This window comes from Cyclobacterium amurskyense (assembly GCF_001050135.1).
GTDB classification, from domain to species: Bacteria; Bacteroidota; Bacteroidia; order Cytophagales; family Cyclobacteriaceae; genus Cyclobacterium; species Cyclobacterium amurskyense.
On sequence record NZ_CP012040.1, the window covers coordinates 4,920,585 to 4,934,715 of the forward strand.

Genomic DNA, 14,131 nt, shown 5'->3' on the forward strand with positions numbered 1-14,131 from the left:
GATTTCTAGCTTTTTGCTAAATTCTAAATTAGTTTTGGGGAATACCAAAGAGTAATACCTAATAGGTTTACTCAAATTGAGGGAAAAAAGGGGCTATTTCTATTTTAGATACCTTATACTGTTCTAAATTTCAAATATTAATTGGAGTTAAAGTACTCAATACCTCCAATTTGCATTACTTGGAGGACAAGGGAGAATGGTTTGCATAAATCGTTTCTTTCTAAGGTCGGTGAAATAGATGGATATTTCATGAGACACATGTGCAGGGTTGCTAAACCTATTCAACATATAATCATAACTGTAGGCCATGGTAATGCCACTCAATAGGCTAAATCCCAAAACAGCATTGATGGAGTTTTGATCAGGCAAATCATTGAAACGGGTAACGTTTCTGAAGCCTAGGCCACCAATAAAATTTTCCACCTGTACTTGAGGGATCACTTCAATTTGTTGAAAGGTTCCTTGCCTTTTGTAATTGAAGGACACAGAAAACACCTTACGAATGTTACCGGATTTAAACATTCTCCGGTCAAGGTTTTTGACATAGCCCCCATGTACTCCCCATTTTATAGGAAGGTTGTTTCCTATACCATCCTCTAGAAATCCAATATTGGGACGAGAGAGGTGGCTGCTACTTACTCCAAACCAAAAATCCGGTGCCTGAAGCAAAGCCCCAAAGGCAATGTCTGGATAATATTTGCTGTCTTCTCCAGGTAGTAAATCCATGCTGCCAGGATTGATGGTACGGTTCAACAGGTCTATCTGATCCCCAAAAACCATTTCCTGTAAGGTTAAACTTCTATTAACAAGTCCAAGCTGTCCGCCGAAGCGTAGAAAGCTTTGATTGTTTAGCATAAGTTTGTAGGAGAGGTATCCCGCCAAATCCGTCGATCTTATATTAAGTAAGGATTCTGAAAACTGAGAAGCAGAGAAGCCAAAGCCTACATTGGTCTCATCAATATAGGTATCAAAATACAGACCATAAGCATTGAAATCATAACCTAGCCCTGGCCATTGTTTTCTATAGTTGATACCTACCCTAGTTACCTCCATAGCTCCGGTAAAGGCAGGGCTGAGATTAAGGGGAGCAGCATAGAACTGTGTAAATTGGAAGTCCTGTGCCATCAGACCCGTTTGTCCAGAGAACAAACAAATAATGTATAGCAGTATGATTTTTATTTCTCTCATTCTAAAAGCATAAATACACCGGTTTCACTAAATTTTCTTCCGTCTGATGTAGTGTAATTCAGTTTGTAGACGTAATTGCCCGGGCTTGCCTTCTGCCCACGAAATTGCCCATCCCATCCTTTATCGTTAGGGTCTTCGGAATGGAATATAATCTCTCCCCATTTGTCCATTACAGTGAAAGCAAGGCTCTCTACATGAACAAATTTGGGGAAATAGTTGTCATTCACCCCATCTCCGTTGGGAGTAAATACATTGGGGGTTTTAAGGAAATAATCAGTAATAACTATCTCGAATGTATCGTAAGTTTCACAGCCCCAAACATCAGTCACCATTAAAGAAACCGTATAGGCGCCAGGGACTTGGTAATTATGCTTTGGATTTTCCTCCAATGAATTATTTCCATCACCAAAATCCCAGTAATAAAGCATAATTTCTCCACTACTTTTGTTGATAAATTGAACATCGAAATTCACTAGGTTTTCTCCATATAGGGGGAAAGCAGATGATAAATAATCACCTTCTGCTAACACTACGTTATTCTCAACATCAAAACTTCGCGTTTGTATGCAACCATTGCCATCCGTAACAGTAACCTGATAATTTCCTGGGGCATTGGTTTCCATTCGGTAACCGTTATTTGACACCTGTCCGCTACTCCAATCGATAGTATAGGGTGCAACACCACCATCTATATTAAGGTCAATTGTCTCAAGGATTTCCCTTGGTTCACATTGTGTAGAGGTGGTACTTGCTATATTAATAACAATGGGATCTGGTCTCCGTACTTCAAAAGTTTGGCTAACATAGCATCCTGACTGATCCACAACCTCAACCGAATAATTGCCATTGGTTAAATTGAAAATCGAAGGACTGGTTTCTCCATTACTCCATGTATAACTGTACGGTGGTCTTCCTCCAGAAACGGCGAGATTTATTGCCCCACCTTCACTATTTTGGCAATCCAGAGCATCTTGTACTTGCCCCATGGCTATAAGTAAATCTGGTTCCAGTAAGTTGAAAGTTCTTTCAATGTTACAACCATTGGCATCTTCAAGATAGACGCTGTAAACACCAGGAGCCAAATTATAAAGGGAAGATTGTTCAGGGCCATGAGACCAAGTAGCTTTAACAGGAGCAGAACCTCCATTTAGATTCAATAAAATGCTGCCATCAGTAGCACCAAAACAAGAAATTTGATTGACGACAGGGTCTATTTCGAAGACGGGAACTTCCTCAATGGTGGTCTCTTTTACCAGGGAGCAACCATTGGCATCGGTTACAGTGACCTGATAAAAGCCTGGGCCTATGCCTTCAAATGAACTCTGGGTAGACCCTATGTTCCAACTTATTTGATAGGGCTCTACGCCTCCTTGAATGTCTATTGATAGGTCGGCATCATTGGCATTGTAACAGGAAACTTCTGTTTGTTTCATGCTTACTTGAAGAGGAGCATCTGGTTGAGAAACTTTTATATTAGATAGGCCTATTTGACAACCATTGGCATCTGTAACAACTACACTGTAGACTCCTGACAAAAGATTATTGATATTTGCTGTGTTGGATGCGATTGGTAATCCATCCTTTGTCCAATTGTAAGTATATGAATCTAAAATGCCCCCTTCAACAAAAATAGAAATACTACCTGTCGCATCTCCATAACAGAGTACATCTATTTTCTCAACAAGCGTTAAGGACAAAGGATCTGGCTCTTCAATGGTAAATGCTTCAGTTATTTCACAATTGTTTTCATCTATTATAGCTACCTCATAGTTTCCTGGTGCAAGGTTATTAACCATCAAATCATCAGAAGAAAAGCCATTTGGACCCGTCCAAGATAGTGTGTAATTACCTGTTCCACCTGTTGGATTTAGTTCAATGCTTCCATCATTCGCCCCATTACAAGTGATTTGGTAATCATTGTAGCTGCTTACACTGGGGTTGACCGCAATGGGATCGGGTTCCCTGATGTTAATAACATCTGTAATTACTTCACAACCGTTTTGGTCAGTGATCGTAAGTTGGTAATCACCAGGCTTTAAATTACTAATGGAAGGCTTGTCAGCTGTAAAGTTATCAGGCCCTGACCATTCGTATTGATAATTACCAGAACCTCCTGAGGTGGTTACTTCAATCCAGCCATTGTCAGCACCAAAGCAAGATATATTAAAGCCTGTAAAATCAGAAACGAATACATCTTCGATTTGTAAACCTGAAGCTGGTTGGGTGATTTCCAGGTTTTCGACTTCCTGTATACAATTATTCACATCGCTTACGGTGAAAGAATACTTTCCAGCAGCGAGGTTCGTGAAAAGCCAAGTGGTTTCAGTAGTGGGAGGGGAGGTACTTATTACATCTCCTCCTTCATTCATCAGCTCATAAGTATAAGGTCCTGCCGAAGTCCTGTTGATTACTGCGGCCAATACTCCAGTAGCTTGACCAAAACAGGATACATTCACTTTTTCATCAGCTAATTCGCCTACTTCCAATCCTTGTGGTTCTGTGAGGGTATAAGATTTTACAATTTGGCATCCATTACTGTCGGTTATTGTAAGATCGTAAGTTCCCTCAAAAATGTTTTTCAAACTGTCTTGATTAGAAACAAAGCCATCTGGGCCGGTCCATTTTATGATCGAATTCCCTGATCCTCCAGATATATCCAAATAGATATACCCTTCGTTTCCTCCGTTACATTGAACCCCAAATCCATTGTAATCAGAAACCTCATCGATAAGGTTTAAAGGAGCAGGTTCTTCAATGTCAAATTCTCGGCTTAAAGTACAGCCAGATTCATCCGTCACAAGTAGTTCATACTTCCCTGCTTCTAAACTAGTTAGGTTTGCCTCATCTGAGGTGAAGCCATTTGGACCATCCCAGCGATACAATAAATTTCCTTGATTACCACTAATGTTAAAAGAAATTGATCCGTCATTCTCTCCGGCACATGAAATTCCAAAGCCATTGTAATCAGTTAATTGAAGGTCGTTAAGCTGAAGCCCAGTAGCAGGTTGGTCTATCAATAGATCATCCAGTAGCGTAATACAGCCATTTGCATCTTCAACACTTACCTTATAACGATCCCCAGGGAGGTTAGTAAAAGTATAAGATGCACCCGAGAAGTTTGGAACAGTTTCGATGGTGGTTGATCCATCCATTGTTTCCAAAGTAAGGGTATAAGGGGGTAGGGATGCTTGGTCAATAGTAATTGTAAAAGCACCATTGCTTTCTCCAAAACAAGCAACAGGTACCCGGGAATCGACGTCTTCGGAGACAATCAATTCATCCGGTTCAGTTATTTCATAATTACCTTCAATGACACAGCCGTTTTCATCTGTTAATTCTAGAGAATAGGTACCAGCCAAAAGGTTTTCAAGTTTGCTGTCTGTGGAAGTAAAACCATTTGGACCAGACCAACTGTAGGTATAAACCTCCGTTCCACCTGTAGGGTTGGGATCAATGCTTGCATCGGCACTTCCAAAACAACTTATTTGGAAACCATTGTTCTCAGGAATGATTTCATTTAAGATCAGCGGGCTTGGCTCTGTTAATTCTATGGAAGCTATTCGGGCCGAACAAACGTTTTCATCAGTTACGAAAAACTGGTACTCTCCTGGCCCAAGATTGCTGATGTCTTTGGTTGTAGCTTCAAACCCATTTGGTCCTGTCCAAAGATAGTCCAAGTTGCCAACTCCACCTGTTATGTCTAGGGAGATACTTCCATCGGCTGCCCCGAAACAAGATATTTGAAAGCCATTGTAATCAGAGATTAGTGTGTCTTGAATAAGCAAACCTGTTGCAGGTTCATCAATCAAAATGTCCTCAAGAAGAAAATTACAACCATTGTTGTCTTCTATTCTAAAGTCATAAACACCTCCTGCTAAATCTGTAAAGTAAAGCGTATCAGAAGTAAGGACATTTATTGGTCCCAACATTTCTATTACATCTCCATCCCTAAAAACTTCTAGAGAAAACGGTGTAGGTGTATCCTCCTGTAAGGCAATGGCAATGCTTCCGGTTTCTTCTCCAAAGCATCTCACATCTACCCTAAGGTCACTTAGCTCCGTTAAGGATAAGGTGCTCGGCTCAGTAATAGTGAAATTTTCAGCTATGATACATCCATTCTCATCTGTTAATAAAACAGCATAATCACCAGGTTTTAATTTTTTCCTTGTAAATACATCGTCCTCCGCACTAGGTGGTAAAACATCCAAGTCATCCGAATTGGGAGCATTTAAATTATCAAAATTGCCCGTATACCAAGCAATGGTATATCCTGGAACTCCTCCTGAAGGGTTTATGGATAAGAGCCCATCCTCTGCTCCATGACATGAAATATTTTGAATGGTTTCGGATAGTTCAAGTTCATCTGGACCTTCTACGGTTATCCAAGGTGTTGATTTTTCACAGGAAAGTGGATCTGCACCTGCAATTTCAAACAACCTTCCTCGGTCAGTTATTTTGGCGTAATAATCACCTGCAGGAAGATTGCCGAGTTTACTTTCCATACCAATAATTTCGCCTTCCTCTGTGACGAAGGTAGAGATATCACCCTCTACTTCTTTGCCTTCTTCATCAAACCAAGTTATTCCATATTTAATCCAGTCTTCACGTGGGTTACCTGGGAATGGTTCAGACCATCCTCCACTTATTAATAAGCTGATTTCTCCATTGGTATCTCCATAGCAATTCAGATGTTCAACTGTTTCAACTATTTCCATTGGTTCAGGAATAATTATCTCAAAACTTTCCCTACCATTACATTGAAACCTATCTTCGATTTCAAGTGTATAAGACCCAACTTCTAAATCTTGAACCTGAATAACAGCAAACCCATCATCATCAGATACCACATCAAAATTTGTAGGGGTTTCATTGCCATCTTTGTCAATAATTACAAAATTATTTACAGGAAGTGCTGCATTAAAAATGATAAACTCCACCACTCCTGTATCATCATCAGGACAAAGATAGCCAGCAAAATTTAGTTCAAAATCCAGGGAGTAGGCCTGCCCAAGTGGCCCTGCATTTCTGAAATACTCCCTTCCTATATTGTCTTCAACGAAAATTTTGTATTGTGCCTCTCTATCCAATTCATTGTTAAGCCCAAAGGTAACGGAAGCTGAATTTTGGAATGGGGCCGTATTGTCTACTGTTACAGTGGTCAAGACATTGTCTGATTCATCTACTAATTTAAAGGTAAATGGGAATGATATTTCTGATCTTTGGTCGGGTTTAAAGGCACTTACAGTTAAGGAAATGGTGCCTTGACAACTGTTTTCAAAGTAAGCCAATGGTAATATTGGTGGGGTTACCATTAGCCTAAATGGAAAAACGTCGCTGACATCTACTCCATCGGTAACCTGAACATTTACAACTATTTCCTTACCTTTTGCTTCCCAGGTATCGTCGTAGGGAATATCAGGCTGGATGGTTTGCCCACTGAATGTATATCCTACACCGGCCAAGACTTCCAAAGTTAGATTGGATTTATCTCCTGAATAACCAATGGTTAGCATATCTAGAGAAATGTCTAATTCCCCATTGTAAAGAACCAATGTATCCACTTGGTCGGTAATGGTAACCGGGGCGAAAACAGAGAATATCTCGCCTTTGGATTCGAAAATTTGATAGGTAAGCAATAAAGATAAAACTACCCCTGGAAATAAAATTTTCTCAAAATCTTTTAAGCGCTTTAATAGACTTTTTGTAAAAATAATCAATTTCAAAATGTTTATTAAAAATTTGACTTACTTAAAACTGAACTCAGATCAACGATTAAATTTAGACATAACATATTAAAAAAATACCTTAATTTTATTTTTATACAAAAATTTTATAATCCTACTAAAATTTGAAGATATTTATTTTTAAGATTTGCTTATTATGACTAGAAAAAGCCTTTTTTCATTGCTTTTTTGATTTATAAGCTTTAAGACAGGCTACTAATACTAGACTTAAAAAACCAATAGCCCCTACTTTAACCTAATTAAACTACTTAACAATCAGGTGTTTCATGCGATTTTCCCCTCACCAAATAAGGCTTAGGATAATGAATATGGGTTACTGGAAGATATTTTAATAGATCAAACCGTTTATATAGAGTCTTGGCAATATAATTCTTATTCAATTGGTTTATTAAGGGCAAGGCCTTTTTAAACTAATTAACTATAAGATTGTAGATTTGTCTAATGGACCTTTTTTTACCATGCTTTCAATACCTTCTTCCATTGCTGGTAGGACAGGGAAGAATGGTTTGCATAAACTTTTTTCTTCTTAAGTCTGTAAAATAAATGGATACCTCATGGGAGACATGAGCAGGACTGCTAAATTTATTTAGCATATAATCATAACTATAAGCCATAGTTATACCACTTAATAAACTAAATCCTAAAACTGCATTGATGGAGTTTTGATCTGGTAATTCATTGAATCGGGTTATATTTCGGAATCCCAGTCCTCCAATAAAATTTTCTATCTGTACTTGAGGTATTACTTCTATTTGCTGAAAGGTTCCTTGTCTTTTGTAATTGAAAGAGACTGAAAGTACCTTGCGCATCTCTCCGGATTTAAACATTCTCCTGTCCAAGTTTTTCACATAGCCCCCATGTACATCCCATTTTATAGGTAGATTATTCCCAATTCCATCCTCCAGAAAGCCGATGTTGGGACGGGAAACATGACTACTACTTAGTCCAAACCAAAAGTCAGGTAATTGAAGCAATGCACCAAATGCTATATCTGGATACCATTTACTATCTTCACCAGGTAAAAGGTCAATTGTGGCCGAGTTTACTGTCCTGTTCAGTAGATCTATTTGGTCACCAAAAACCATTTCTTGCAAGGTTAGGCTTCTATTTACCAGCCCCAATTGCCCACCAAAGCGAAGAAAGCTTTCATTGTTAAGTAGGAGTTTATAAGAAATATAACCTGCAATATCAGTAGACCTTATGTTTAGCAAAGATTCTGAAAACTGAGATGCTGAAAAGCCAAAACCAACATTTGTCTCATCTACGAAATTGTCATAATAAATTCCTGAAGCATTGAAATCGTAACCCAATCCAGGCCATTGCTTTCTGTAATTGATGCCAATTCTCGTCGTTTCCATGGCTCCAGCAAAAGCGGGACTTAGGTTAAGTGGCGCTGCATAGAACTGCGTAAATTGAAAATCCTGCGCCTTTAAACCGATAGGATCGGATAAAAAACAGGTGATAAATAGCATTATGAATTTAATATTTCTCATTCCAAAAGCATGAATGCACCGGTGTTACTAAAATTCCTTCCGTCTGCTGTGGTATATTTTAATTTATAAACATAATTGCCAGGGCTTGCTTTTTGTCCTCTAAATGTGCCATCCCATCCTGGATCCTTTAGGTCTTTCGACTGGTACAAGATTTCTCCCCAAGTATTCATAATAATGAAAACAAGGCTATTTATATTTAGGAATTTAGGGAAGAAAAAATCATTGAGTCCATCTCCATTTGGGCTGAAAACATTTGGTGTTTTTAGAAAAAAGTCTGTGATCTTTATTTGAAAGGAGCTACTTGTCTCACAACCCCAAATATCGGTACCTACTAAAGTGACAATATAGGTTCCTGGCTTAGTATAACGATAAACGGGAGACTCTTCCAAGGAACTGTTTCCATCACCAAAATCCCAATAGTATAGGCCAATATTTCCATTGCTCTTATTGGTAAACTGAACGTCAAAGTTAACCAGGTTTTCTCCATACAAAGGAAATGCTTCAGATAAGTATTCTCCTTTTATAAGAACGATGTTGTTTTGGACAGTAAAACTTTTGGTCTGTATACATCCATTTCCATCAGTAACTGTGACCTGGTAATTTCCGGGGCCATTGGCTTCCATCCGATAACCGTTATCGAATACTTCTCCACTGCTCCACTGTATGGAATAGGGTGCTACACCTCCATCAATACTTAGCTCAATAATTTCTAATATTTCTCTGGGCTCACACTGTGAAGTAGTCTTGTTTGAAAGACTTATCGATATCGGGTCAGGTCTTTTGACTTCAAAGGTTTGGCTTACAAAACATCCCGATTGATCTGTTATGTCTACTGAATAGCTACCATTGGTAAGGTTGTATATTGAAGCGCTACTTTCTCCATTGCTCCAATTATAGCTATATGGAGGTCTGCCACCGGATACCATAAGTGAAATCTCACCACTTTGACCATTACTGCAAGAAGTAGCATCTTGCACTAGTCCTACTGCTACTAGAAGTTCAGGTTCGATTAAATTAAATGTTCTTTCGATTGTACAGTTGCTGGCATCTTTTAGGTATACCTTATAAACCCCCGGTGCAAGATTGTAGAGGGAAGATTGCTCTGGACCATGTTCCCAGGTGGCCGTTATAGGTGCTTTACCTCCTTCGAGGTTCAGTAGAATACTTCCATCTGTGGCACCAAAACAAGAAACAGGATTGACAACAGGATCTATTTTGAATACAGGAACTTCCTCTATGGTAGTTTCTTTTATCACTGTACATCCATTCGCATCGGTAACCGTGACCTGATAAAAGCCTGGACCAATTCCCTCAAACGAACTTTGGGTTGCTCCTGTATTCCAATTGATTTTGTAAGGCTTAACACCGCCTGTAATGTCTATAGAAAGGTTGGCATCATTGGCATTATAGCAAGATACTTCCGTTTGTTCCATCAATACTTCCAATGGGGCATTGGGTTCGGAAATAGTGATGGCTGAACTGATGATTTGACAACCATTGGCATCAGTGACAGCTACTTCGTAAGTACCTGAAAAAAGTTCATCAGAACTTGGGGTATCAAGTGCCATAGGAACACCATCCTTGGTCCAATGGAAATTATAAGTTCCTGCTGCTCCTCCTTCAACCAGCAAAGCTATACTACCGGTAGCAGCGCCATAACAGGAAATATCTGATTTTTCAACCTTTGTGATAGAAAGTGGGTCAGGTTCCCTTATGTTAAATTCTTCGCTTACTTTACAAAAGTTTTCATCTCTAACAGTCACACTGTATTTCCCTGGAGAAAGAGCTTCTAGACTTGAAGCATTAGAAGTAAATCCATTTGGGCCAGTCCACTCAATACTATAATTCCCACTACCACCTGTAGGGTTCAATTCTATATGACCATCATTAGACCCATAGCAACTGATTTCATATCCATTTGTGATTGCTAATTTGGAATTAATTAATAGTGGTTTGGGTTCGGTAATACTTATAATTTCAGTGAGTGCTTCACAACCATTTTGATCCACAATAGTAAGGTGATAATCACCAGGTATTAAATTCTTGATAGAAGGACTGTTTGAGGAGAAATTCTCTGGACCTGACCAATCAAATTTATTGTTTCCGGAACCTCCTGATATGGATACATCAATCCAAGCATCGGCAGCTTCGAAACAACTGATATTATATCCGTTGAAGGAAGAAACTTCAACTTCATCAATTTTCAACCCTGATAGCGGTTGGGTAATTTCTAAATTTGTAATTTCCTTGAAACAATCGTTGGCATCTCTTACTGTAATCATATATTTACCTGCAGCAAGATTTGTAAAAAACCAATTGCTTTCTGAGGTAAGGGGAGATGTATTAACGATCTCACCACCTTCTTTCGATAACTCATACCTGTATGGGCCAGCCGAAGTCCGGGTAATGGAAGCAGCCAATACTCCAGTCTCTTGGCCGAAGCAGGAAACATGTACTTTTTCATTTGTCAGTTCTTCTATTTCTAGTCCCTGGGGTTCTGTAAGGGTATAGCTTTTGTTGATTTCACAACCGTTGGCGTCAGTTATATTGACATGGTAAATACCCGGAAAAATATTTTTTAAACTGTCAGAATCAGAAATGAAACCGTCAGGTCCATTCCATTCGATTTGACTTGTTCCAGATCCTCCCGCTATGTCTAAGTAAATAAACCCTTCATTGCCTCCATTACAATGAACTCCAAATCCACTATAGTTAGAAACGTTGTCCAGGAGGGTTAAAGGAGCAGGTTCATTTAAGTCAAAATCACTGCTGATAGTACAACCATTGTCATCGGTGACAATAACTTGGTATTTTCCGGCTTTCAGGCCTTCAAGATTTGATTCGGCAGAAGTAAAGCCATTAGGTCCTGTCCACCTATAAGATAAATCCCCTTGATTTCCTGTAATAACAAATGAAATCGAACCATTCATTCCTCCTGCACATGATACTTCATATCCATTAAATTGGGAAAGCTCCAGGTCTGTGAGTTGAAGGCCAGTTTCAGGCTGCTCTACTAAAATATCGTCAAGTCTTTTGATACAACCATTGGCATCTTCTACTGTTACCCAGTAAAGGTTACCCGGAATGTTGTCAAATGTATAAGCAGCATTGTTGAAATTAGAAACTGTTCGTGTTGTTTGTACTTCACCCATTATCCCCATAGAGAGGGTAAAAGGAGCCAATGACGGTTGGTCTATATTAATTGTGAAAGCACCATTGCTTTCTCCAAAACAAGCCACTGGCACCCGCAGATCAATTGCTTCAGATAAGATTAATTCATTGGGTTCAGAGATTTTATAGGTTGCTTCTATACTTGCCCCATTTTCATCAGCTAATTCAAGGGAATAATAGCCAGCAGTAAGGTTTTCAAGGAAACTATCGGTAGAATTAAAGCCATTCGGTCCAGTCCAGTTATAGGTATAAATACCGGTACCACCAGAAGGGTTTGGTTTTATAACTCCTCCAGCTGTACCAAAGCAACTTATTTGGTAGCCATTGACCTCAGGGATGTTTGGGGTTAGGGTTAAAGGAGGAGGGGCATTTAAAATTATTGAAGAAAGTCGAGCAGTACAATTGTTATCATCAGTTACGATAAACTGATATTCTCCAGGGCCAAGGTTGCTGATATCCTTGGTAGAGGCTTCAAAGCCATTCGGTCCGGTCCAGTAATAGTCATAGTTACCTTCTCCGCCAGTGATATCAAGGGAAATGTTACCATCATTTGCCTCCGGAAAAGATATTTCAAAACCATTATAATTTGAAATAATCGTGTCCTGTATAAGTAAACCTGTTTCTGGTTGATCAATTAAAATACCTTCCAGATGAAAATCACAGCCTTTGTTATCTTCAATTCTAAAATCGTAAAGGCCTCCTTTTAAATTTGAAAAATAGATGGTATCTGAGGCTATGTTATTTTCAGGGCCGAATACTTTCAAAAGTGTTCCGTCTTTAAAAACTTCTATGGAGAACGGAGTTGGGGTATTCTCATACAATTTGATCGCAATGGTCCCAGTTTCTTCTCCAAAACACCTAACATCTTGTCTGAGCCCAGGAAGTTCAGTTAAAGTCAATGGAGTTGGCTCACTAATGGTGTAGTTTTTGGCCAAAAAACAGCCATTTTGATCTGTAATTAAAACAGCATATTCTCCAGGGCTTAATTGTTGTTTAGAAAAATCATCTTCACCGGAATTTTTTGGTAAAACCACCAACTCAGCAGGCTCAGGGGAGTTTTCATTTTCAAAGTTGCCTGTAAACCAATCAACCGTATATTGAGGAGTACCTCCTTCTGGGCTAATGGTAATACTTCCATCAGCCACTCCATTGCAAGATACATTTTGTAAGGTTTCAGTAAAGGTTAATGGATCCGGTCCTTCAACTGTTATCCATGATGTGGTTTTTTCGCATTGGAGTGGTGCTGCACCTGCGATCTCGAATCGTCGTCCTTTGTCATGAATTTTAGCATAATAATTTCCCGGAGCTAAGTGGTTAATTTTACTCTCCACACCTATAATTGCTCCTCCAAGAGTTACGAATGAATTGCTTACATCATCAACCTCATTTTCCTGCTCATCGAACCAGACAATATCATAATTTGTCCATTCTTTACGATGATTACCTGCAAAAGGCGATGACCAACCTCCTTTTATAAGTAAACTAATCTCTCCATTATCGTCACCATAACAAGTCACGTGATTTACAGTTTCTACAGCTTCAATTGGTTCTGGAATAATAATTTCAAAACTTTCCCTACCATTACATTGAAACCGATCTTCAATTTCTAGGGTGTAAGTTCCAGGTTCCATGTCTTTGGCCTGTATAACTACAAAACCATCTGAGTCGGAAATGACTTCAAAGTCCGTAGGTTTTTCCTTTCCTTCACTGTCAATAATAATAAAATTATTTACTGGAAGTGTGGCATTGAAGATAATGAACTCTACTAGACCCGTTTTGTCTTCGGGGCAAAGCAGTCCTGCGAAGTTTAATTCAAAATCCAGAGAATAGGCTTGGCCTAAAGGGCCTGCACTTCTTAAATATTCCCTTCCCAAATTGTCTATAGCATAAATTTGGTATTCTATTTCTCTATTTAATTCAAAATCCTGTCCAAAGTTTACAGTTGCTGAAGTCTGGAAAGGTGCAGTATTGTTTACACTGATTACTGATATTGTATCTCCGACTTCATCAATCAATTTAAATGTAAATGGAAAAGATTCTTCGTACCGTTGACTTGGCTTATACGCACTTAGGGTAAGAGAAATAATGCCTTTACAGCTATTTTCTGAATAAGCCAATGGTAAAGTAGGAGGAATGACAAGTACTTTGAAGGGATAAACTTCGCTGAGATCTACCCCATCGGTAATTTGAACGTTAACAATAATCTCTTTGCCTTTGGCTTCCCAATTTTCTTCGTATTGGATAGTGGGGGAAATTGTTTGTCCGGTAAAGCTATATCCTGTTCCACCTTTTATTTCCAGACTAAGGTTAGACTTGTCACCAGCATAAGTGATAGATAGCATTTCCAAAGTAATGGTTAAATCACCATTAAATTTAACCTGCGTGTCAATTTGATCTTCAATAGTTATGGAGGCAAAAGGAGAAATTAATTCCCCTTTAATTTCAAAAATTTGAGATCCAAATATTAAAAATAAAATGATACTGGGTAATATATATTTACTAATTATTTTCAACTGTTTTAACAAAGAGTTTTTT

Annotated in this window: 4 protein-coding genes; all 4 read right to left on the reverse strand. The window is 38.8% G+C overall.

Features of this window, described 5'->3' with window-relative positions; all coding sequences use genetic code 11:
- Nucleotides 1-156: 156 nt before the first annotated feature.
- The gene (locus CA2015_RS19775; protein ID WP_048643462.1) at nucleotides 157-1,188 is read right to left on the reverse strand and encodes a PorP/SprF family type IX secretion system membrane protein; all 1,032 of its coding nucleotides are present in this window, start codon (nucleotides 1,186-1,188) and stop codon (nucleotides 157-159) included.
- Nucleotides 1,185-6,905, reverse strand: a complete 5,721-nt coding sequence (locus tag CA2015_RS19780) for a PKD domain-containing protein (RefSeq protein WP_084012046.1) — start codon at nucleotides 6,903-6,905, stop codon at nucleotides 1,185-1,187. Before CA2015_RS19780 ends, CA2015_RS19775 begins: the two co-directional genes overlap by 4 nt.
- 491 nt (nucleotides 6,906-7,396) lie before the next feature.
- The gene (locus CA2015_RS19785; protein WP_240477853.1) at nucleotides 7,397-8,404 is read right to left on the reverse strand and encodes a PorP/SprF family type IX secretion system membrane protein; all 1,008 of its coding nucleotides are present in this window, start codon (nucleotides 8,402-8,404) and stop codon (nucleotides 7,397-7,399) included.
- 17 nt (nucleotides 8,405-8,421) lie between these two features.
- Entirely contained in the window at nucleotides 8,422-14,109 is a 5,688-nt protein-coding gene (locus CA2015_RS19790) for a T9SS C-terminal target domain-containing protein (protein ID WP_048643465.1), read from the reverse strand.
- Between the last annotated feature and the right edge of the window lie 22 nt (nucleotides 14,110-14,131).